This is a genomic window from Hymenobacter sp. M1-2 (assembly GCF_057808495.1).
Genome location: NZ_JBTYZO010000015.1, coordinates 1 through 22,601 on the forward strand (window position 1 = coordinate 1; position 22,601 = coordinate 22,601).

The following is a 22,601-nucleotide window of genomic DNA, read 5'->3' on the forward strand; positions in this document are numbered from 1 at the left end:
GATTTCGTCCAGATTACTCACGAACGCAAAGATAATTGTCCGTACAACCTAGATCCTACTACTAGACAAAAGCTCAGCGGGCAATAGCACGCTGAGCTTTTATTTTTACAAACTAGAGCTAGTCCTCCCTCTCCCGTGGAGAGGGGGCTAGGGGGTGAGGTCACCCGAGGGGCCTTACGCTTGGTTGAAGTGCTTTTTAAGCACTTGCTGCACTTTCTGCCGAGTTAAGGGCTTGTTGAGGAAGCCTTGCATGGGCAACTGGTAGAGGCGGTTGACATCCCGTGGGTTCAGGGGGGTGGTGAGCATGACGACGATTACGGCTTGCGGGTCCGCGAAAGCCGAAGCGGCGTAGGTTTCCAGAAAATCGAAGCCGTTCATGACCGGCATGTTGATGTCGAGCAAAATCAACGGCGGGCAGGCATCTTTTTCGCAGTGCTGGCGAATGAGCTCGATGGCTTCCTGCCCGTTTTCGGCGATGAGCACTTGGTCTGCCACCTGCAACTCTTCCAGCAGCATTCGGTTGAGGAAATTGGTGGTCTTGTCATCGTCTACCAACAGAACACTGGAAAGCTTAGTCATTCAGATACTCAGTACTGGGTTGATAGAGGAGCCGTTTCAGGGCTAAGAAACGTGTTAATCTCAAAATTGGATACAGAAACAGCGCCTGCGCCAACTCATTTTTTGTCGTGAATTTCGGTCACTGGATTCCTGCCAACACTAGCTCAACCAAAGCTGACGCGGCTGTGTACACAAGTCGCTGACCACCAAAACAAAAGCCCACTGGATATTCCAGTGGGCTTTTGTTTTATCATTCCAATCAAGGAGAAGTCTAAGTAAGTCTGTTGAACAAGCTTCACCCAGCCAGGTTCCTCCTGCGTCGGAAGGGCGTGTTACCTTCTCCGACGGGGCTTTTCTTCCTCCTCGTCGTCATCATCTTCGCCGAAGCTGGGCATGGTGAACATCGAGGAGAGTAGGTCCTTGAACTGGGCGCCGGCCGTGAGGCGGTTGCGCGAAATCAGGCTATACTCGGCCAGGCCGTGCAGCAGGAACTCCATCAGGAAGTAAGTGGTGTCGGCGTCCTCGTTGGGGTGCAGCTCCTTTACTACGTCGCGCAGGCCGGGCACTTGGTCGAGGGCAGCGCGGTAGTCTTTGGCGGACGCATCGTGGAGGATGTCGATGGTATTGCCCGCGCCAAACCACTCCTGCACCGTTTTGTAGGGGTTGGGGCGGCTTTTGAGCTTCTTGGCTTTGTCGGGGTCGGGGAAGTAGTTGAGGAAGAGCGTGCGAATGGCTTTGCCCATCAGCTTCTCAGCCACAATGCCAGCTCCCTCCTGCTCACCCTCGTACACCAGCTCCACTTTGCCGGTCACGGCGGGCACGGCCGAGATAAAGTCACCCACGCGGACGTAGGTTTTCTTCTCGCCGTTGATGAGGGCCCGCCGCTCGGCGCCCGCCACCACTTGCTCGTAGGCCGAGATAGTGAGACGCGCCGACACGCCCGACTTAGCATCCACAAACTCCGAAGCGCGGGCCTCTACGGCCACCTGCTCCACGAGGTCGTGAATGATTTCGTTGCTGGTCACGAGGCCCTGCTGCTCCTCGCGGATGCGGGCTTCCTGCTTGGTGATGCGCTTGCCGATTTCGATGCTCTTGGGATAGTGCGTGATAATCTGCGCGTCGATACGGTCCTTGAGCGGCGTCACGATGGAGCCGCGGTTGGTGTAGTCTTCGGGGTTGGCCGTGAACACGAATTGCAAGTCCAGCGGCAGCCGCACCTTGAAGCCGCGAATCTGAATGTCGCCTTCCTGCAAGATGTTGAACAGCGACACCTGAATGCGGGCCTGTAAGTCGGGCAGCTCGTTGATGACGAAAATGCCCCGGTGCGCGCGCGGAATCAGCCCGAAGTGAATCACCCGCTCGTCGGAGTAGGGCAACTTGAGCGTGGCGGCTTTGATGGGGTCGGCGTCGCCAATGAGGTCGGCCACGGATACATCGGGCGTGGCGAGCTTTTCGGTGTAGCGTTCATCGCGGTGCAGCCACGTTACGGGCGTCTCGTCGCCGTGCTCGGCAATGAGGTTCTTGGCGAAAACGGACAGCGGCTGCAACGGGTCGTCGTTCAGCTCGGAGCCGGCTACTACGGGCACATACTCATCGAGCAAGCCTACCAGCAAGCGGGCAATGCGAGTTTTGGCCTGGCCCCGTAGGCCGAGTAAGTTGATGTGATGGCCGGCCAGAATGGCGCGCTGGAGCTCGGGAATAACAGTTTCCTCGTAGCCGAAAATACCAGGAAAGACTTCTTCTTTGCTACGGAGCTTGGTAATTAGATTGTCGCGCAGCTCTTGCTTGACGGAGCGGGGCGTATAGCCACTGGCGCGGAGCTGGCCTAATGTGCGGATGGTTTCGTGCTTCATGGAGAAAAATAGAGGGAAACCGGTTTCCCAACATGCTTAACCGCCCAGGGCGGGTGGAGGTTCAGCCGCGCACTTAGTATGCGCCAGAACCGGCTGGCACTTCAGCTACAGTTGCCGCAGAAAGGCCACCGGGTAAAATCAAAACGGTGCTTGAAAACAGCGGCAGTGCCGCCCGTTTTCAAGCACCGTTTCCTTGAGGCATACGCTTATTGCTCGCTTACCACTAGCTGTGTGGCGCGTCCATCGGCCGTGCGCACTACGTACAGGCCGGCGGCCAGCCCGGTTAGGTCCAGCGTACTGGCACCCGGCTCGTAACGGCGCGCTACCCGTCCTAGCCCGTCAACCAGCTCGGTTGCCATCTTTGGGGCCGCGTTTACCACGCGCACCGACCGGCCGGCCGGATTCGGAAAAACGAGCAGTTTCTGGTCGGCAGCGGCAGTTGCGAGTGCGTCGCTTGTAGTGGATAGAGGCGTGCTGCCAAACTCATACGCACCGGCGTCGGGTTGGCCTACCCGCGGCGCGCCGCGCTGGTCGGTGGCTGGAGCACCCGTCGCCACACCGATATTGATGGCCGGGCTGCCAGCAGGTAGCGCCTGGGTTTGGGTTGGGCCACCGTTGGAAGCCAGTGGCGCCAGGCGCGCATCGGCCACGAGCACGGCGGGGGTCAGCCAATCTTCGCGCTGAGGACCGAATTGGGCATTATAAGTTTCCGGCCACTGGACGTTACCGGCCAGCACGGTCAGGTCAGAACCTTTGTTGATCGTACCGCCGCCATAGGGGTTGGTCTGATTGCCGGTGCCAGTAAGGTTGTTGTGAAAGATGGAGTTGCCAAGCGTCAGCACCCCGCCATTATGGATGGCGCTGGAAAAATCGCCGCCACGGTTACCACTAAACGTGGCGTTCAAAACGGAAGCTCGTTTTTCGTTGCCCCCACTAATGGCCAAGCCACCGCCTAGGCCGACAGTGGCCACGTTGCCCGTAAAGGTGACGTTGCGCACGGTCAGCAGCGTGTTGGTAACCCACACGCCGCCGCCGGCTCCCGGCGTGGTGTTGCGGGCGAAGGTGGAGTTGGTCAGCGTAAGCGGCCCGTTCAGATAATACAAGCCGCCGCCCAGGTCGCCACCGGAGGTCACAGTGTTGTCCTCGAAAGTGCATCGGTCGATGGTGGCGGTGCTGTTTTTGTTGGCGTAGAAGATCAGAGAAGCGGCACCGCCCTGCTTGTTGGCAGTGTTGCGGCGCAGCTGGCAGCCGCACAGGCTCATGGTATTGGTCACGCCGTTCTGATCTATGCCGTCCACGTACACCGCCCCACCAATGCCGCCTTTATCGAAGGTGCCGCCAGTTCCCGTGGCCTTGTTGTCTTCAAACAGACAGTTGATAAAGCGCTGCGCTGAGCCGATGGTACCCACGGCCCCGCCATTGGCGCCGCGGTTGTTGGTGAAGGTGCAGCCCGCAAACACCACGTCGTCGTAGACGATGGTGTGCACCGCCCCGCAACCGTCGGATTGCAAGGCCGGCCCCACGTTGTTGATGAAGCTTACATTAATCACTTGCAGCTTGCCGTGGGCCCGGCCTCGGATGGCCGCCCCGCCGAGGCGGTCTTCGTTGGGGGAGCCGGGCAGAGGGCCGCTGTCCACCGCAAGACCGTCGCGCAGGGTTAGGTTTTGCAGGGCAAACAGGCTGCCATCGGCGGGATTTGCCGCGGCGGCTTTATCGAAGATGCGCACCGTATTGCCACCGCTGATAATGAGCCGGTTCTGCCCGTCAATCGCCACGCGGCGGTTGGGTACCTGCAAAGTGCTAGTCAGCGTGAGCGTGTAAGGCGAAGGGCCGCAGTTGCACGTAATATTGCCGCCCGCATTAATTAAGGTCTGCAAGGCGGCTTGCGTACAACTTGCGGAGGTGCCATTGCCGAAAGTCGCGGCTCCCGTCATATTGATGGGGGCTGGCGCGGGGCACACGGCTGGCTGGGCCTGTGCTACTAATTGGCTACCCAAGGCAGCAAGCAGCAGTAAATAAAACTTTCTCATGATTTCCTTGGAAAGAGGGTGAATGACATGATGCGCTTTCTGGGGCTAAGGTAGAGGTATCTGGCAGATGCAGCGGTTTTCTTCAATAATTCATCAAAGTACATAGCCAGATACCACTTAGTATGAAATAAGATTTTTACAACACAAGCTCCAGCATGCCTAAATCATCTTCTCAGTATAGAAACCCACTGGCCCGATTTGGCTTGCTCTTGCTTTGTGAGAAGCTAGTCGCAGCCACTATAATGTTTCCTATCGGACGGATTGTTGCGGTGGCTTCAGCTGGAAGTTTGGGTTGTGACGGACATAAAAAACCCCTCCAGCCAACTGACCAGAAGGGTTCGAAACTCGCGTAAAGATTATCAGCGACAACGGATACAACGGACTCCGCCCGTCCGCTAGAGAAACCAAGCGCTGTTATAAGGACTTGCGGCGGTTGCGCTTGTAGTCTTCGAAAATTAAGTGGCCGAGGCCTTTCAGGCTGCTGAAGTAGGCTTTGCCCTGATTCACCTCCGTGAACTCGTTGACGAACTGCTGCAAGTACGGGTCCGACGCAATCATAAAGGTGGTGATGGGCACCTTGAGGCGGCGGGCAGCGGCGGCCAGGTTCAGGGTTTTATTTACCACTTTCCGGTCCAGGCCGAAGCTGTTTTTGTAGTAGCCGTTGCCTTCTTTGAGGCAGGTGGGCTTGCCGTCCGTAATCATGAAGATCTGCTTGTTGGGCGTTTTGCGCTTGCGCAGCAGATCGAGGGCCAGTTCCAGGCCGGCCACGGTGTTGGTGTGGTAGGGCCCAACTTGCAGGTAGGGTAGCTCCTTCACCTCAATCTGCCAGGCATCGTTGCCGAACACCAGCACATCGAGAAAATCCTTGGGGTACTTCTGCTTCACGAGCTCAGCCAGCGCCATGGCCACCTTCTTGGCCGGCGTGATACGGTCCTCGCCGTAGAGGATCATGGAGTGCGAAATATCGATCATGAGCACCGTGCTGGTCTGGCTCTTGTGCTCGTTTTCGCGCACTTCCAGGTCGCCTTCGGTCAGCATGAAGTCGTCGCCGCTCAGGCCGTGGTTGAGCTGGGCGTTGCGGATGGACTCGGTCATCGAAATCTGATCCAGCGAGTCGCCGAACCGGAATTCGCGCATGTCGGTGCTTTGCTCGTCGCCCTGGCCAGTGTGTGGCGTGCGGTGGTTGCCCTGCCCCGATTTCTTGAGCTTGCCGAAAATTTCCTCCAGCGCCGATTTGCGAATGTTTTGCTCGCTTTTGGCCGTGATGTTGAAGGCGCCGGCCTCCTGCGGATCTTCATCGATATAGCCCTTCTTTTTGAGGTCTTCGATGAAATTGCCCATGCCGTACTCGTCGCTGGTGAGGCCGTACTGCTTGTCCAGCTCATTCAGCCACGAGAGGGTTTCGCCCACGTCGCCGCTGGTGATGGTGACAAGCTGCATGAATATCTTGAAGAGGGAGTCGAAGCCTTTCTCGGTCGACTCCTCGGGCACGTAATCCCGGAAACGAAAGCCTGCGGACATAAGAAGAAGTAGTGAGCCTGGAAAACAACCGCCGAGGAAAGTTAGTTTTTGGTTTATCGTTTTTGGTTTTTTGTGAGCACGCCGACGTGATGCAATTAGCCTGCGAAAAACGATAAACCAAGGAGGCATCGGGCAAGTAGCCCACGATACACAATAAGCCAAAAACGACCAACGAACAACCAAAAACGACCTATGAAAGCTGTTTGGAAAGATACCGTTGTGGCTGAGAGCGACAACACCGTGGTGGTAGAAAACAACCACTATTTTCCCGCCGACTCCGTGAAGAAGGAATTCTTTGAAGACAGCATCGCGCAGACCACCTGTCCCTGGAAAGGCCGCGCTAGCTACTATTCTTTGCGCGTGGACGGGGAGATAAACAAAGACGCTGCCTGGTACTACCCGGAGCCGAAAGACGCCGCGCAGCAAATCAAAGGGCACGTGGCTTTCTGGAAAGGCGTAAAGATTTTGCCGTAAGCGGCGCTTGCCGTGTAACCTCCTTAGGAGCACAACGGTATGCTTAGCAAGATGCCGGCTGCCAGGTGGCAGCCGGTTTTTTTGCTGTGTTATGAAGAAACTACTCCAGTTTGGGTTTGGCGCGCTGCTTCTGCTGGCCGCCTGCGACGCGCCTCGCTCGGCCACCGAAACATCGGAGCCGGCCACCCTGCGCTCCTCTAATATACCTGGCGCGCCAGCGGCGCGCGTCAGCTTCCGCCGCGAGCTAAGCCAGGGCGACCACCGCTTCGTGCTGCAGACCACCGGCGAAGGCAGCAAGCGCCAGATGCAGCTGCGCGTGGAGAAGGACGGCCGGGAGCTGACCACCACCACCCAAGCCATCGAAGGTACCGTGGCCGATGCTGTGGCGGCCAACCTCAACGACGATAAATTCCCGGAGCTGCTCGTATTCGTGACGGATGCGGGGAGCGGCTCCTACGGGCAAATGCTCGGCTACGAGTTTCTCAATCAGGGTCGCCGCAACCTTTCCCTACCGGAGTTGAATGGCCCCGCCGCGAAAGGCTACCAGGGGCACGACGAATTTCGGGTGGAAGGCCAGCGGGTGGTGCGCACCTTCCCCATTTACCTTGATGCCGACCCTAACTGCTGCCCCACGGGCGGGCGGCGCATTATTCAATACGAGCTTCCCGAGGGCGCGGCTATGTTCCGGCAAGTGGCTTTTACAAGCCAAGTACAATAGGAATTGACCACGAACTGCGTGGCATCGACGCGTACATTGGGTGGCCTTAGCAGCCTTTTGGCTGGAAAATGCAAGACTTGTTTTACTTTATTATTTATATTATTCTTTCCTTAGTTTGTATTCAATCTATAAGACAATGGCTTGCGTAGATATCCCGAATTTCATTTCAGTAGCCTATCCTGAGTGGGCTGCCGTTAGCTTGCTCTCTCCCTTTGAGCTAATAGCGCCGAATCACTCTATCATAGGCTACCTCTTGTCTCACTCTCACACACCCTACATACCAATGAAAGCACCGATTTTCACTCTCCTTGGCGCTTCGCTTCTTGCGGCCACCGCCTGTGACTCCTCGCGCACAGCCGTCGATGATACCTCTACTGCCACTCCTACGGTGGAAAGCACGGCTGCCACGGCGCCGGTCAGTTTCAGCCGGGAAGTAACGCAAGGCAACTCCCGTTTCGAAATTCGCACCACGGGCGAAGGCACCGAGCAGCAACTTACCATCCGCTCCTACCGCGGGGCGGCCCTCACCTCGGACCCAGTGCGCGTAGATGTAACGGGCAGCGTCCGCGACGCCGTATCGGGCGACCTGAACGGCAACGGCAAACCGGAGATATACATTTTCACCGATAATCCGGCGGCCAACGGAGGCTTCTACGGCTACGAGTTCGGGGACCGAGGCTACACGCCCGTCAGCTCCCCCGGCCTGATTACGGGCACTGCCGCCATCGGCTATTCGGGCAAAGACACCTATACGCTGAGCAACGGCATGTTGAGCCGTACCTTCCCCGTGAGCAGCAGCACCGCCGCCGATTCCACCACGCCCGCCACGGCCAGCAGCCGCACTATCACCTACAAGCTAGGTGCCGACGGCAAATGGACCATGGGCCAGGTGATGGACGCCAAATAAGTCGTGAGACCTTAGATAGGAGAAGTGAGACGTACGTGTGAGTATGTACCTCGTACGAGCCGGTTGATGTGCTTGTAGGTGTAGCTCACCACTACCATCCTTCTTTTATCGCTGAAAAGCCCGGCCGTGTGGTTCACGCGGCCGGGCTTTTTTGTGCGGTTGCTAGTGGCTCGTAAGTGCGCAAGTTTCGGGTGGTTGCGGCGGAGCCAAGGCGCTACTTTTGACCTGTTGCCCTACTCACTCGCCATGATCAACTCATCAGCACATTAAGCACACCAACTCATCAGCACATTAGCACATCAAAAAATCAGCACATCACCCGTCGCACTACTCGCCATGACTGACTACCATCGTATTGCCGCCGCCATTGCTTACGTGCAGGCCAACTTCCAAGCCCAGCCCGACCTCGAAGAAATGGCTCGCCAAGCACACTGGAGCCCGTTCCATTTCCAACGCAAGTTTCAGGAGTGGGCGGGCGTGTCGCCAAAGAAGTTTCTTCAGTTTCTCAGCCTCGATTACGCCAAGACCCTGTTACGCCAACATCATTCAGTGGAAGCTGCGGCCTACGAAACCGGCCTCTCCGGCCCCGGCCGTCTCCACGACCTGTTCGTGACGCTCGAAGCCATGACGCCCGGCGAATACCGCCAAGGCGGCGCAGCTCTCACCATTAGCTACAGCTTCGGCGAAAGCCGTTTTGGGCGCTACCTCGTGGCATCTACGGCAAAAGGCATTTGCAAGCTCGATTTCCAGCAGGCCAGTGACGATACCGACGCGGCCGCCGTAGCGGAGTTGCGCCGCGAGTGGCCCCAGGCAACGCTCGTGGCCCAAACAACGCCGTCACACGAGCAAGTAGCCGCCTTCTTCCAGCACGCCGACCCAGTGGGGGCGCCGCTGCACCTGCACTTGAAGGGCACGCCGTTTCAGTTGAAGGTGTGGGAATCGCTGCTGCGGATTCCGGAAGGGCAGCTGGCTACTTACGCTGGTGTGGCGGCCCGGGCCGGGCGGCACAGTGCAGTGCGCGCAGTGGCCAGCGCCGTGGCTAGCAACCCCGCTGGCTACCTCATTCCCTGCCACCGCGTGATTCGGCAAACCGGCGCGCTAGGCGAGTACCGCTGGGGCGCGGGCCGTAAAGTGGCTCTTATTGGCTGGGAAGCTGCTCGCACTTGTGCTACTACCGTGGCCATAAGCTAAAGCTGCGCCGTCGTTGGCAGCTCCAACCATCTGCGTTGGGCACCTCTGTGCTGTGCCCTTTCCTCCCTCTAACCTTTTCTTGTGATGTCAAACTTCAAGATTGTGCCGGTAGACGGCGCCTGGGCAGCGCGCGTGCGCGAAACCCAACAAGATGATTTCGGGCACCAATTGAAGCCCGTAGTAGCCAAAGGCCGCGGGCCGTGCCGGGTGTCGCTGCGGCCGTTCGAGGTGGGCGTGGATACGCGCATTCTGGCGGCTTACTCTCCATTCAGCCAAGCTAGCCCCTACGCTGAAACTGGGCCCATTTTTATTTCTGCGGAAGTCGTGCTGCCTTACCAAGACGTGCACCGGTTCCCACCCGAAATCAAAGCTGACAAGGTTAATTTCCCGCTGTCTCTGCTAGGCTACTCGGCCGCCGAGCACATGGTGTACACGGAGCAAGTAGGCGACCAGGACGTAGACCAGCGCATTGAGCAAGTGTTCAATGCTCACCCAGAAATCGACTTCCTGCACGTGCGCAACTCCGAAGCCTGCTGCTTCATCTGCAAAGTAGAACGCGCGTAAGTTGGTTGGTCGTTTTTGGTTTTTGGTCTGTTCTAATCCAGGTGCCAAAAACGACCAACCAAAATCAGCCTAGTCAATCCACTTGAAGCGGTATTCGAGCTTGGGTACGGGCATCCGGTCGGCGACGCGGCGCAGGCGGTTAGGCAGAGCCATGATATAGTCGCGGGCTTTTTCGGCGGCGCCGCTCAGGTTACTGACCTGGGCAATCTTCCAGTCGTTGATGAGGGTTTCGAGGATGTCGGTGTAATCCTGGCTGGTGTACACGCCCAGGCGCTGAGCGGCGTCGGTGAAGTGACCGAAGGTTTTGCCGACTTCCACGCCTAGCTCGCGCATGTAATGGGCCGGCATCACGATTTTCTTGCGCATCATATCCTCGAAAGCCAGCATCATTTCGGAGGGGTCCACCTCGAAAATCTTGTCGACGAAGGTTTTATAGACGCGGGCGTGGCGGGTTTCGTCGCCGGCTATCATGCCGCAGATTTTGGAGAGCTGGTCGTCGCCGGCTTTGCGGGCCAGGGTGCCAACGCGGCGGTGCGAGAGGTTGGTGGCCGTTTCTTGGTAGCTGGTATAAACGAAAGCGCGGTACGGATCGTGGGCTGTGCCCAGGTCGAAGCCATCGGCAATGAGGTACTGGGTGCTCACCTCAAACTCGCGCATGTTCACGCGGCCCGAGAGGTAGAGGTAGCGATTGAGCAAGTCGCCGTGGCGGTTTTCCTCGGCCGTCCAGCCCCGAATCCACTGCGCCCAACCGTTGTTGGGGTCGCGGTCCAGGTCGTCGAGCTGATGGAACCAGGCTTCGTAGTTGGGCAGGGCTTCTTCCGTGATGGTATCGCCGATGAGCACGGCTACCAGGTCGTAGCTCAGTTCTTTGGCTCGTTCGCGCAACAGCTTCACCTCATCAAAAAAGGTATCGAGGCGGGAATCGGGCAGGAAATCGGACGGTTGCCAGCTGGCTTCCACGCTTTTGAGGAACGAGCCGAGATTTTCGCGTAAAAAGGGTTCGAGGTGCTGAAGGACCTCACCGCGGGAGATGGCAGTGGCGAGCATGGCAATGGGGCAGAAAGAGGGAACGGAAAAAGGGAGGCTCAAAGGTATATACTCACCAACCGGTAATACGTGGATTGCGTGGCGTACCCGACCTATAAAATTTTGGCCTAAAAGCTTATTCTGACGCCGCTACCCGAGGCCGAAACAGCTGCGCTGCCTCGCCGCTGGAATCAACTAGCGCACTAGCGGGCAGGAGCTGAACGCGCGGCTCCGCCAACCGGGCTAGCTCGCGGTTGAGTACGGCGGCTCGGGCGGGCGTCAGTACCCAGACCACCGCCGGCCGCCACGCCAGCCGCCGCAGCGTTTCGGGAAAGTCACGAGTGCCTGTTAGCTGCTGCCGTAGCGCCGCTTGCGAAGGGTGCAGCGTGATCCAGCCAGCCACAGTAAGCCGCCGTGCCTGGCTTCGAGGCCCAGCATCCTGGCTGCGAGTTGCGAGGCCTTTCTCGTTGAAGGGAGATTCGGCTTTGTAAGTGGATTCCCAGGTATCTGACACCACTACTTCAACGGGTGGGTTGTGCTGCCCTACCAACTCTTTCAGCCGCTGCCGTTCCGTGCGGTTATGTTGCTGCTCCTGCGTGAGTGTACTACGGCGGTGCCACGTTTTATAGGTGTACGGTACGGCGGCTACAGCCAAAATTATCAGCAGCACTCGTACCGTTTGGGGCGGCAAGGCGGGCCGCGTGAGCACGAAGGCCAAATTGCTAAGCGCCCATAAATCAAGCAGCGGCAGCGCCAGCCGGGGCGGTAATTTGAGCACGGTGCCGAGGCCCAACAGCAGACTTACCGCTGCAACTTGTACCAGCCAAAACCCTCGGTGTGGTCCGGGCTGGCGCGCAACCAGCGCGGCGCTGGCCGCCAGCAATAGGAGCAGCGCGAAATAGTCGCGGGCTAGCATGCTGACGGTCTGGGCGAGCTTGGCCGGGGCAATGTTCCTGAGAAAATACGTGGGCGAGGGCAGCAGCACGACCCGCTTAAAAAAGGCTTCGTTGACAATAGTCGAATCGGCCAGCATCCAGCGACGAGTGGCGGCCAGGCCCAGACTATCGGTTGAATTCAAAGGTTGAGGAGATGGCGCTGCCAGCTGGAAATCCAAGAGATTGGACTTGAGCACGTCGAGGCGGCGGAAACTGACGGCGGTGGGGTTCCAGGTGAGGTTGAGATATAGTGCCCCTACCAGCGCCCAAACTACTGCCCCACTCAATACCGGCAGGGCCCGACGACCAGCTAGCCACCATGCTCCCGGCGTAGCAGCCAGCAGCCCTAGTACCGCCGCGCTGGGCCGAATCAGCCAGGCCAGTCCGAACGCCAGCAGCCCGACCACGAAGGCGCTCCGTAGTCTGGTTCGTTGCGCGGCGAAGAGCACGCCGGCCCCGGCCAGCAGCACCGGCACGCGCACGTAGTTGAACCACAATCCGTGCTCCAGCCACGTCACGCCCCAGAAAAGCAGCAACACAAGCACCACCGTCCATCGGCCCGCGTGCGGCCGCAGCAGCCGGGCCAGCACCGCGCCGGCAAGCACAGTGGCGGCGTAAAGCAAGCTGTAAAGTGTGAGGCCGTACCAGGGCACCAGCGGGTAGTGCTCGTAAAGCCAATGCCACAGTGCCGCGTATCCGTGGAAGTAGAGATGCAAATCGGCCACCGGTGCGGCGGCCGTTACGCCCCGCAGCAACGCTACAATGGCGAGGTCATCATTTGTTTCGCAGTAAAACCCCAGCAGCACCCCGCTTCCGAGCAGCAAGACCAACGGCATCAGTAGCAGAAATACGCGGCGCATTCAGTTAGGTGACAGGTTTTGGATGACAGGTGACAGGTAACAAGTGACACGTAACAGGTGAAGTGGTAGAAGGTGGTTAGGGGAAAAGGTGAAGTGGAAGATAATAAGGAGCTGGGTGCGGAAGTAAAGGTAGCGGACCGCCTAAGCTTACGATGAACTTGTTTCCTAGAGCGGTAGCCGTTAGCCTTGCAGGCGCATCAAGGTGCTTTGCGAGTTCAAGAAGTGAAGTATCTCCTTACCACTTCGTGTTCAATCACCTCCTACCTATTCCTTCCTTTTATCTGCCACCTTCTTACGTTTCACCTGTTACGTGTCACTTGTTACCTGTCACCTCACAACCTACCACCCCTTTGACTCAACGCTGGCTCTCTCGGCTCCCGACATTGGCCTTGCTGCTAGTGCTGGGCTTTACGGTGGTTTTTTTCGGGCTGACGCACGAAGGGCTGTACGACCTCGACGACTACCTCTACGCCCGCTACGCGCACGCGCTAGCCAGCGGCACTTACCGTCCCCTCCCCGATCCGCAGCACCTACTCCACGACCCACTACAGGAGCGGCTGCTGGTGTTTGGGCCCGTGGCGGGACTGTATCGGCTGCTGGGCATTAATATCATCAGCACCACGCTCTGGCCACTGCTTTGTACGCTGGGCTGCGCCGTGGTTATCTGGGCCTTGTATCGGCGGCGCGAACCGGTGGTGGCGGCCGGCGCTACGCTGCTGTTGGGGCTGCACTACTTCACGCTCAACCTCAGCACTTATCTCTACCCCGACAACGTGCTCATGTTCTGGTGCCTGGCTGGGGCGGCTGCGCTGCTGGTTGGCCGGCGCGCTGGACAAGAGCAGCCAACGGCCTGGGGGGCGGGGTTTGCGGCACTTAGCCTCGCGGCGCTGCTGAGCAAGGAAACCATCGTCTTCTACCTGCCTTTTTATCTAGGGTTGTTGGGGCTGGATGCTTGCAGGCGGCGGCACGGGCGGTTCTGGCGGGCGGCACTGCTCACGGGTGCAGGCCTGTTGGGAGCCTATCTACTCTACTACCAACTGCTGACGGGCGACATCCTGTACCGCTACCACATCATCGAGCAAACTAATGCCTACATGAGCGACGGAAGCTACGTGCAGGGCCGCGCCGGGCAATTACTGAGCCGTGTAACGTGGGCGCCGCTGGGATTTTTTGTGGGGCTGGGCATGGGAGTGATGCTGGTACTGGCCGCCGCAGCTGGGTTGCTCAGTCGACAAGCTGCTTCCTCTTCTTCCGCTCAAAATGAGGCGCACGATGAGGCGCGTTTCTGGCTATGTCTGGCTGCTACCACGCTGGCCTTCTACTGGTGGGGTAGCACGTCGTTACAGGTCTACAACCCAATTTCCTTGCAGCCGCGCATGCTCACGCCGCTGCTGCCGCCGCTGGCGCTAGCGGCTGGTTTCGGACTGCGCAGCCTCTGGCACACCGGACGCGGCGCGGGGCTGCTGGGGGCGCTGCTGCTAGGCTTCGCGGTCTGGATGCGGAGTGGCGTTTCGGTCCTGTACGGGGGCTTGGGACTATTTTTGGTGACGGTTGGCCTCGCGTCTCGCACCAGGTTAGCGGCGCGCTGGTTTAGACCGGGCACCACGCATTTCGCGACGGTGCTGTTAGGTGTGTTAGCGGCGCTGCTGCTCGGGCGGCCGCTACACTTCATGCGAAAGCCCACTGTGTCGTCGCACTTCGCGCAGACGCGGGTGCTGCGAGAGCACCTACAAGCCCCGGCGCGCGGCGTGGTATTTACCGATGACTTTCTGCTGCGCAACCACGATTTCTATTACGGCTTCCAGGTGCCCGCCGGCCTGCGCTTCGAGCGTTTCGCCCGCCGCGACTCGGTGCGAATGGTACCCGGCGAAAAAGCTTGGCTGCTGCTCAATCGCAGCACGCTCAGCAACGAAGAGCTAACCCGTATGCTCATCCACTACTCCGCCGATTCCATGCTCACCTGGTTCCCGCAACGCCGGCTGGTAGCGCGGGACGGCAAGGTGGAGTTGTATGAGGTGAATGAAGAATGAAGATTGAGTAAATGGGTGGAGGGCGTACAGCCGCAGCGCGGCGACATATCGGTAGTATATTTCGGTATTGAAAAATGTAAAGCCCCGGCGGGGCGGCACCAATCGTTAGGTGTCGCCCCGCCGGGGCTTTGCTCCTTTTATATCTGGCAAGGCTACCGATATGTCGCCGCGCTGCGGCTATGCATCGCCATCCGCTCATTTACTCAATCTTCATTCTTCATTTTCCCAGCTGCCGCAGCTTTAGATACGCCCCGATTCCGCGCTCCAGCAGCTGCACTCCTCCTACCTCGCGCAGCAGCTTGTACAATTCGCGGGCCTGGGGGAGGCTGCCGAAGCGGGCGGCTTGGCGTAGCTCCCAGCGCACCCGCATGGCCAGGGCGGCGCGCTCCTGCGGGGTGCGGCAGAGCGCCAAGGCTTTCCGGCAAACGCGGATAGTGGAATCCAGGAGCGGATCGAGAGGACGGTAGCCCTGGGCTGATTTGGAACGGGGATGCAGCCGTTTCTGGGTTAGCACTTCATCCTGGTAGTGAAACTGCCAGTCGCGGGAGGCGCGCACCCAGAAGTCGAAGTCTTCGTAGGCCAGGGTTTCGTCGTAGCCGCCGAGAGCGAGCAGCGTGGCCCGGCGCATCATCATGGACGGCGCACTGATGAAAAAGCGGCTCAGCACGTCCTCAAACACCCAGCCCGACGCGGGCCGGGGCTGCAAGCTCCCGGCGGCATCGGGGCGGTGAAACAGACGTTGGAAGTTACCGGCTTCATCGAGCAGCCCCAGGTTGCCGTAGAGCAAGCCATAACTGGCATCGAGCTGCTGAAACTGCGCCACCTGCTGGGTTACACGCTCGGGCAGTAGGATGTCGTCGGTAGCGAAATCAATCACGTACTCGCCTTCAGATTGAAAAAAAGCCCGGTTGAAGGCGGCGCAATTGCCCACGTTCTGGGGCAGAAACACGGTCTTCCACTCCGGGTGGGCCGCTGCGTATTCGCGCAGCACCGCCAGGCTATCGTCGGTGCTGCCATCATCCACCAAAAACACTTCCAGCCGCGGATACGTCTGAGCCAGAATGGAATCCAGCGCCGGCCGCAGAAACCGCGCGTGGTTGTAGCACAGCGCCACGATGGTAACCAGCGGCAATGGATTGAGGATAGGCGAGGAGGCGGTTGGCAGCATGGCGCGAAGATAGACGCCCCCACCCGACCACGAAAGCCGCGCAATGGCTTCGGTAGCGGTGGGCGCGCGAGGCTCCGGTGGCTGATCTTATAGCGCGGAAATCTGTTCCGCGACGAGCAAAGCGAGTTCCTACGCGGGGGCACGAATGGCGCTCTGCCGGATACTCGCTTCGCTCGTGCGCGAAGCCGGAGCTTCGCGCTACTGTTCACGCAGCCTAGTAGGTGGTGCGGCGGAAGCCCCAGCGTTGCAGCTCGGCTTGGTAAGTGTCGGGGAAGTTGGCTTCGAGCAGCAGCACCAGCGCTTTGAGGGCTTTGCGCACGGTGCGCCCGCTCTCGTTTTTGTTGCCGGTCTGCTTGGCAACGGTACCGGCCAGCTCGCCGGTTTGCTCCATGAGGGTAGCGTATTCGGCGGCGCGCGGCGCCCAGTAGGTGGCGCCGAATGGTCGGCCGACAAAGCTACTGCCCTGCACCTTCGCTACCAGTATCTTGAGGGCTTCCAGCCGCTCGCCCCGGTCGGTAGGCAGGCTGGAACCGCCTTTTTTGCGCCGCTTCAGCCCGTAGCCGGGGTACTGGGCTTCGGCGGCGGCTTTGGTGAGGGTTTCTTCCAGCACGTAGGCTTTGAGAAAGCGCAGTCCCTCGTCCAGTTGGTCGTCGAGTTCTTCCAGCCGCTGCACCTGGGGCGAGCGGTTGGCGGCAGCGGCCCGCTTGCCGGATAGCTGCTGCTCAAACGCGGCTACGGCTTCGGCAAATGCGGCCTGCGGGAGCCAGCGCAACGTGAGCGTCGGCTCCGTGGCCCAGGTGGCGGCGGCAGTCCGCGCCACTTCGAGCAAGGCGGCATCGGTACGGGGAACGAGCAGCTTGCGGGCAGCTACTGGGCTGGGAGCGCCGGGCTCGGCGGCAGAGTTGAGAATGTCAGGCATACGGAAAAAGAGTAAAAAGTAAGTGAAAAAAGTACCACCGGAGCACCCCTAAACGTACGCAATATGGTGCAGCTTCGGAAACGACCCTGGGTTAGTTGTCGCGCGGGAGCCAACGGGCTAGTGCGGGCCGCCCTACCTTGGTGCGCCACGTGCGGGGCCCAGTGGCGCGCCGCCCCGGTTCATCGCGCCAGACGCAGAGGCCTGGAGCGGCGCGCCACTAGGCATTGCACGTGGTACAGCGGCTTGGTGCGCGCCGCCCCGGTCCGCTGTACCAGGTGCAAGGGGGTGGGGCGGCGCGCCGGGGCACGTTGCGTTGGATGCTAGGCGGCGGTGCGGCCCGCCGCTGGGCGCTGCACCAGGCACACCGTGGCACACCTAGACTTAAACACTCGTTGAAACAGGATGTCTTCGACGTGTTGCTACCCGCTACTCATCTTCCTCAAAAATCTTGACCACGGCCTTAGTTAGCGGCACGGTGCGGAAGCCGTTGCTGAGCGTGAGCGTGGCTTTGCTGTAGGCTTTGTCTACCTCCACCCGCAGCGTGAGCGGTTCCTTAGGGTGGTGCTGGCTCACAGTCTGAAAGGCCGCTAGCGTTTCGGCTTCATCGAGCGAATCGATGCGTACCTCGTGCTTTTCGTCGTACTTGTTCCGCACGAACAGGCCAAATTCGCTGGGCACGGCTTTGGGCGTGGGTTGGAGGAGGTGGTCTACATATGCAGCCTTCGCTTCTTTCGTGTTGGCAGCAGGGTAGCTGGTGTGCTCAGCGTTGACGTAGTAAATCCAATGATGGTAGAGCTGTAGCGGCTCGGTCTGCGGCCGGCTCTGTGTACCCACCTGTTCCACCACCTCTATTTTCCAGGGGTATGTTTTCAGGTATTCATCCCATTGCCGAGTACTGAGCGTGCCCGTGCGGATTTCCTCTTGCACGTGTGCCGGCATTTTGGCCCGCTCCTGCCGGATCATCCGCTCCCGATTCGCTGGGCCGTACTGCTGCTCAAACTCGGCACTCGTAAAGGGCACTTCCCGGCCCTGATACCGACCAATAAGCACTTGGTTACTGCCTCCGAGCCACACTACGGCTACTCCCTTGGGCAGCATACATACTGTTAAGTCATTATAAGATTGCTGCTCCTGGTCATCCGCATTATAATAGCCCGTTTTGAGCAGTTCGTAGATGTGGCGTTGGGGCATGGCCCAGCGCCCTTCATAGAGCTTGTTCTCCGGGAAAGAAAACCAGCGCAGGTACAAGCTGTCGGGCGCGGGCTGCGTCACGTCGCCCACCATCGTCATATGCGCCGTACCCCAATCCCCTTCCAAAAAGCCGGGCGAGACGGTGAACGTCTTGCCGGCCGAGGTGCGGAACACGCCGTAGAAGTTTTCCATCGGGTAGCCCTCGGCGGCGGCGGGCGAAGCGCCCAGGTCGAATTCTTCGGTTTGGTACGGCTCCATGCGCGGTTGGCAGCTAAATAAATACAGGCTGATTACCCCAGGGGCCAGCCAACGAATTAAGGAAGTGAACATGGCGGAAAAACAGAAGGCTTACCCCGGCAGCACGAGCCGGGTGGGCAGTGTATGAGTGTCGTCGAGGCGGTACTCGAAGCCAATATCGCTGTTCCAGGACAGGTGCAGGTAATGCTGGCGCAGCCACTTGTACTCAACTGTAGAAACCGGCGCCACGTGCGGCCCGCCCGACGCGTGCGCCAGCGCGAACTGTTCGAGCTTGGTTTTGATGGGGTGCAGCTTCGAGCCGGCATTGATGATGTACTTGATACCCCGGTCCTGCTCGGCGTTGGGGTTCTGGAACACCATGCCGCCCTGCTGGGCAAATTTGAGCATGATGGACAGGGCCACGTACTGGTATGAGTTGGGCACGGTGCGCACCCCCTGGCCCTGGAAGTGCAGGACGCCGTCGCGGTCGGTCCAGTGCTTATACTTCGATTGCCCCGGGCCGTACCACCCCCGGTCCTGGAAGAACCGGAATACGCTTTCGACGGTGTAGTACCGCTCTTCCTCCACCTCAAAAGCATAGCCGCCGCCCACGTCGGAGTGCGCGCCGGGCAGCAAGATTTCCACGCCCGCTCCCCGGCGCAGAGCCGAGGCAATATCGGTACGCGAAAAGTTGAGGCGGTATTCGTCGGCGGCGGCCAGGTGGGCTACTTTCAGCACCCGCGGGTCGTCCAGAGCCATGTGTAGCTCGGGCTGGTCGTTACGGAACTCCCGGTCCGAATGCACCGCGTGGCTGGCGGCCTTCGCGGCCCAGTCCTCGTCGCCGGGCTCGTCGCCGGTTTCATCAAACGACGACACGCAGTCGAACAGGCCGACGAACTTCACGGTTACAACCGAAGATGGGATGCCCAGGCGTGCGCATAGGTTGCTGGCCCGGCCCCGCGAATCGGACAAGCGGGCCAAGAAGTGTCGCGCGGCGGCAGCGCCCCGGCTGAATCCAGAAGCGTAAACTGTCAGTTCTTCGATGTACTCTTTATCAGGCTTCATGAGCCCCCCTTCATTATTTTATCTGCCAACCGCTGAATACCATCCGTCACCCGGTCTACTATGCCGGAGGGGCCAGCGCCAAACGCGCCGCCGTTCGTGTCGTCGTCGTCGTCGTTGTTGGTGCCGATGCCTTCGATGTAGATGGACGCAATACGTGCCCCCGGCTCCTTCTTCTTGTGCATGAGGTAGAGCAGCGCCACGTTGGAGTAGTACTGGACGTAGCTGTCGCGGGTGCTGTCCGATTTGAAAAAGCCCGGCTGCATATACTCAGGGTCTTTCAGGCGCTTGGTGATGTTGTTTTCGTTATTGCCCGTCCCATCGAAGAAGATGGCCGCCGTAATCTTGACGCCGGTTTTCTTCTCCCGTTCTTTTTCCTTTTGGCTCTTGCCCACCACGGCCTTGCCCTTACCGGGCTGCTGGCTGGCGGCTATGCGGTGAAATGTAGTGCTCATAGCTGTTCGTCGGTTTCACTGTTGAAATCAGGCGCGGCGGGCGGGGGCAGGAGCAGCACGGGGGCCAGCTCCATAAACGTGGTGCGGCTTTCCTCGAACTCGGCGGCCGACGGCGGCGCGGGCACGGCCACTTGCAGCGTGTTGAGGATGCTCACTACCCCGCCCACGGCGCAGCGGATGGTGCTTTTTTCGAGCAACGGCTGTCCCTCGGCGGCACCTATCGCCACGCGCTCATGCACGTTCTCCCAGAGCAGCAGGGCCGGCACGCAGGGCTGGTTGTTTTTGAGGGCGCAGGTGCCGAAGGGCACGAACAGCTTGTCAAGATGGGTAGCCCAAAGCTGGCCGTGCAGGTACACGGTTTGCTGGCTCGTCACTTGTAAAGGGCTGGGCACGGTGCCCTTGTCGCAGCGGCAGGGCGCGCCGTGGCATACATATTCCTGACCTTCCTGATTCTGGCTCATAATGCTGGTGATGATGGGATGGAGTAAATAGTGAGGTAGTATTCTTTGTGGTACTGGTCGTGGTAGGAGCAGCGCACCGTCAGCTCCACGGCCAGCGGCTGGCCCGTGCTCTTCTGGAAGCGGTGCGTAGCTTCGTACTCGAATCGTACGGCGGCGGGGTCGGGAGCCGTTTCGGCGCCGAGCTTACCCCGGATGTAGTCAGCCACGGCGGCCAGGTTGGTAGCCACGGGGTCGATAGTGCTGGTGAGGCGCAGCTCGGCTTGTTGGGCGCTCGGCTCGGCGGGCAGCAGGCGCAGCGTTTCGGTGAAGCGCAGATCGAGCCCATCGAAGAACTGCGGAAACGAGCGGGGCCGCGCGTAGAGGCTGTTCGTCTCGAAAGGCTGCTGATAGAAACTGCCTGGTAAGGCAGCGTAGAAATACGTGTAGCCCAACGACGGCCACAGGCCCGCCGGCTGGGTAAGCTGCTGCTCCACGCCCGCTACCAACGCGTCCAAAATGTCGGATGACTCAGGATACTCCCGCGCCAGTTCCTCCCGGATGCGTGCCCACTGCTGCCGGATGGCCGCAGGGTTGAGCAGCCGTAGCCACTCACCCGTAGGCGCGGCTTCCAGCCTCAGATCAGCATAGAGCTCTGCCAGCAGCAGTCCTATCTCATCAAAAGAAGTGATATCAGGCTTTTTTAAGCGTGGGGGCTCGGCCCGCACTATTATTAGCCAGTTAGGGCCGTGTTCAGCTGCGCGTAGCCAGACGGTTCTTTCCAGCCCTGAGCGCCGGTCCGTTCCAGCCACAGTTTCTGTCCAGCCCGAATGCACGGTATACCGCGCTTCGTCCAGCCACGGTTGCAGTTCCAATAAGACCCGTTGGGTGATTAATACTGGCTGCGGATTGGGCTTAATGGCCCAGCCGCTGAGCGTAGTTATTGAAATACCCTCCACGAAATGAATAATTAAAGTACTATCCCTTGAAAAAACAGCTTCCTAACTGACCAGCATATTACATCTTAACTCTGTGCAAAACAAAACAATATTCTAATAAACTGATTCTTCTCACCGCCACCATTGCCGGAAGTACCAGCCGCACCAGAGCAGCAGCACGCCGTGGCGCAGGGCTGAAGCCCACACCGCGCCCAGCAGCCCCAGGCGCGGCAGCAGCAAGGCCAACACCCCGGCATACAGCACCGCCGAAGCCGCCTGCACCGCCACGTAGCGCCCCACGCGGGCTTGCGCCGTGAACACCAGCACTAGCGGCCAGGCCACGAACCGCAGTCCGTCGCCGAATAACTGAGGGCCGAGCAGGTAAGCGGCGGCACCGAAACGAGCCTCGAAAAACAACGGCAGCAGCCAGTGACGCAGTAAGTAGAGTACACTTAGCCCTACCGCTAGCAGCGGCACCAGCAGGCGTAGCACCGTGCGTACCCAGGCCCGCTGAGCGGCGGGCTGGGCCGCCAGCGCCGCCAGCCGCGGATAGTACACGCTGCTCATCACGGCTGCCATCACCATCGTGTAGTTTTCGGAAAGCTTAGCAACGGCTTGCCAGAGGTCGGTTTGGGCGAGGCTGAACTGGCGAATCAGCGCCTCCCGCACCACGAAATCCACAGCCTTGCCGAAGAGTAGCAGCCCCACGGCCATCAGTAGAAACCGGCTCAGGCCTCGCAGGGCCGAGTAGCTGAGTCGGCCCTGCAGCGGCGGCAACAACCCCGCTCGGCGCGCCAGCACCCACGCCGGCAGCAGCGTAACGCCCTGCGCCAGCAGATAGGCCAGCAGCGCGTTCGTGGCTAAGCCGCCCGTCAGTAATACGGCTCCCACAGCCGCTGGCCCGAGCAGGCTTAGCCCAACCGTGAGGCCGATATAGGCCCGCAACCGGCCCGCTGCCAACAGTACCGTACTCAGCAGCGCGTAGGCAATGAGCAGCCCAATGCCTAGCCCAAACAGCATCACCCAAACTGCGGTAGGCGCGAATATGCTTACCAGCGGGCCGGGCGCGAGCAGCAACGCGGCCAGCCCGAGCAGCAACGCGGCGCCATTCAGAGCTATGGAGGCGCCCAGCCAAGCCCGGTAGCGCCCCGTGCCCGGCCGTAGGGGAGCCAGATATTTCACCACGCCCACGTGCGTGCCGTCGTTGGGCAGCGTGGTGAACAGGGCCATTAGGTTCTGGAAATGGGCCAGCAGCGTGAGGCCACCCGGCCCGCCGTAGACGGCCAGCAGCTTGCCCAGCAGCAACGCCCCCACCGCCCGCGCGCCTACCGCCACCCCCGAGCCCAAGGAGCCGCGCACGAAACGCCCCCACCCCGGCGCGGACGCGGGTTCGGTAGGAAGAGGTGTTTCGATGGGCTGCATGGCCGTAAAAGTAAGCCCCAACCAGTTCTGCAGAACTGGTTGGTTTTCGACGCGGGTAGCCACCAACTCGCGCATACGTTAGGGTCGGTTCAGGAGCAGAGATTA

Annotated in this window: 20 protein-coding genes; 6 read left to right on the forward strand and 14 right to left on the reverse strand. The window is 59.8% G+C overall.

Going from position 1 to position 22,601, the window contains the following annotated elements; all coding sequences use genetic code 11:
- Positions 1-174: 174 nt before the first annotated feature.
- From ACYSMN_RS15175 to ACYSMN_RS15190, 4 genes are all read right to left on the reverse strand, one after another.
- The gene (locus tag ACYSMN_RS15175) at positions 175-579 is read right to left on the reverse strand and encodes a response regulator (protein WP_488924752.1); all 405 of its coding nucleotides are present in this window, start codon (positions 577-579) and stop codon (positions 175-177) included.
- 311 nt (positions 580-890) lie between these two features.
- On the reverse strand, positions 891-2,411 hold the full coding sequence (locus ACYSMN_RS15180) for a sigma 54-interacting transcriptional regulator (RefSeq protein ID WP_488924753.1): 1,521 nt from the start codon (positions 2,409-2,411) through the stop codon (positions 891-893).
- A gap of 206 nt (positions 2,412-2,617) precedes the next feature.
- Positions 2,618-4,441: a choice-of-anchor Q domain-containing protein gene (locus ACYSMN_RS15185; protein ID WP_488924754.1), complete on the reverse strand. Its 1,824-nt coding sequence runs from the start codon at positions 4,439-4,441 to the stop codon at positions 2,618-2,620.
- A 414-nt stretch (positions 4,442-4,855) separates the two neighbouring features.
- Positions 4,856-5,962, reverse strand: coding sequence for a vWA domain-containing protein (locus tag ACYSMN_RS15190; protein ID WP_488924755.1), 1,107 nt, complete (start codon positions 5,960-5,962; stop codon positions 4,856-4,858).
- Between the two features lie 192 nt (positions 5,963-6,154).
- On the opposite strand from ACYSMN_RS15190, the gene ACYSMN_RS15195 reads away from it, so the two are divergent.
- The 5 genes from ACYSMN_RS15195 to ACYSMN_RS15215 all read left to right on the forward strand — a co-directional run bounded on the left by ACYSMN_RS15195 (position 6,155) and on the right by ACYSMN_RS15215 (position 9,816).
- Positions 6,155-6,436 carry a DUF427 domain-containing protein gene (locus ACYSMN_RS15195; RefSeq protein WP_488924756.1) on the forward strand — a complete coding sequence of 94 codons (282 nt, stop codon included), beginning with the start codon at positions 6,155-6,157 and terminating at the stop codon, positions 6,434-6,436.
- A gap of 91 nt (positions 6,437-6,527) precedes the next feature.
- Positions 6,528-7,154, forward strand: a complete 627-nt coding sequence (locus tag ACYSMN_RS15200) for a hypothetical protein (protein WP_488924757.1) — start codon at positions 6,528-6,530, stop codon at positions 7,152-7,154.
- Positions 7,155-7,437: 283 nt separating this feature from the next.
- Positions 7,438-8,061 carry a hypothetical protein gene (locus ACYSMN_RS15205; protein ID WP_488924758.1) on the forward strand — a complete coding sequence of 208 codons (624 nt, stop codon included), beginning with the start codon at positions 7,438-7,440 and terminating at the stop codon, positions 8,059-8,061.
- A 336-nt stretch (positions 8,062-8,397) separates the two neighbouring features.
- Positions 8,398-9,252: a methylated-DNA--[protein]-cysteine S-methyltransferase gene (locus tag ACYSMN_RS15210; RefSeq protein WP_488924759.1), complete on the forward strand. Its 855-nt coding sequence runs from the start codon at positions 8,398-8,400 to the stop codon at positions 9,250-9,252.
- Between the two features lie 84 nt (positions 9,253-9,336).
- A complete protein-coding gene (locus ACYSMN_RS15215; protein ID WP_488924760.1) occupies positions 9,337-9,816 on the forward strand; it encodes a DUF1203 domain-containing protein in 480 nt (159 codons plus the stop codon).
- A gap of 69 nt (positions 9,817-9,885) precedes the next feature.
- On the opposite strand, the gene ACYSMN_RS15220 is transcribed toward ACYSMN_RS15215, so the two are convergent.
- The gene (locus tag ACYSMN_RS15220) at positions 9,886-10,863 is read right to left on the reverse strand and encodes an acyl-ACP desaturase (protein WP_488924761.1); all 978 of its coding nucleotides are present in this window, start codon (positions 10,861-10,863) and stop codon (positions 9,886-9,888) included.
- A gap of 115 nt (positions 10,864-10,978) precedes the next feature.
- Complete coding sequence (locus tag ACYSMN_RS15225; RefSeq protein ID WP_488924762.1) at positions 10,979-12,637, reverse strand: hypothetical protein; 1,659 nt, start codon at positions 12,635-12,637, stop codon at positions 10,979-10,981.
- 350 nt (positions 12,638-12,987) lie between these two features.
- On the opposite strand from ACYSMN_RS15225, the gene ACYSMN_RS15230 reads away from it, so the two are divergent.
- Positions 12,988-14,667, forward strand: coding sequence for an ArnT family glycosyltransferase (locus ACYSMN_RS15230; protein WP_488924763.1), 1,680 nt, complete (start codon positions 12,988-12,990; stop codon positions 14,665-14,667).
- 217 nt (positions 14,668-14,884) lie between these two features.
- Here the strand turns inward: ACYSMN_RS15230 and ACYSMN_RS15235 are convergent, their stop codons facing one another.
- The 8 genes from ACYSMN_RS15235 to ACYSMN_RS15270 all read right to left on the reverse strand — a co-directional run bounded on the left by ACYSMN_RS15235 (position 14,885) and on the right by ACYSMN_RS15270 (position 22,571).
- A complete protein-coding gene (locus ACYSMN_RS15235; RefSeq protein WP_488924764.1) occupies positions 14,885-15,835 on the reverse strand; it encodes a glycosyltransferase family 2 protein in 951 nt (316 codons plus the stop codon).
- 214 nt (positions 15,836-16,049) lie between these two features.
- Positions 16,050-16,754: a hypothetical protein gene (locus tag ACYSMN_RS15240; RefSeq protein WP_488924765.1), complete on the reverse strand. Its 705-nt coding sequence runs from the start codon at positions 16,752-16,754 to the stop codon at positions 16,050-16,052.
- A 426-nt stretch (positions 16,755-17,180) separates the two neighbouring features.
- A complete protein-coding gene (locus ACYSMN_RS15245) occupies positions 17,181-18,275 on the reverse strand; it encodes a DUF2931 family protein (protein WP_488924766.1) in 1,095 nt (364 codons plus the stop codon).
- Between the two features lie 18 nt (positions 18,276-18,293).
- Positions 18,294-19,247, reverse strand: a complete 954-nt coding sequence (locus ACYSMN_RS15250; protein WP_488924767.1) for a phospholipase effector Tle1 domain-containing protein — start codon at positions 19,245-19,247, stop codon at positions 18,294-18,296.
- Positions 19,244-19,699 carry a hypothetical protein gene (locus ACYSMN_RS15255; protein ID WP_488924768.1) on the reverse strand — a complete coding sequence of 152 codons (456 nt, stop codon included), beginning with the start codon at positions 19,697-19,699 and terminating at the stop codon, positions 19,244-19,246. The genes ACYSMN_RS15250 and ACYSMN_RS15255 overlap by 4 nt, the downstream gene beginning before the upstream one ends.
- Positions 19,696-20,160, reverse strand: a complete 465-nt coding sequence (locus ACYSMN_RS15260; RefSeq protein WP_488924769.1) for a DUF4280 domain-containing protein — start codon at positions 20,158-20,160, stop codon at positions 19,696-19,698. The genes ACYSMN_RS15255 and ACYSMN_RS15260 overlap by 4 nt, the downstream gene beginning before the upstream one ends.
- Complete coding sequence (locus ACYSMN_RS15265; protein ID WP_488924770.1) at positions 20,157-21,095, reverse strand: hypothetical protein; 939 nt, start codon at positions 21,093-21,095, stop codon at positions 20,157-20,159. Before ACYSMN_RS15265 ends, ACYSMN_RS15260 begins: the two co-directional genes overlap by 4 nt.
- 111 nt (positions 21,096-21,206) lie before the next feature.
- Entirely contained in the window at positions 21,207-22,571 is a 1,365-nt protein-coding gene (locus ACYSMN_RS15270) for an MATE family efflux transporter (RefSeq protein ID WP_488924771.1), read from the reverse strand.
- Positions 22,572-22,601 lie beyond the last annotated feature (30 nt).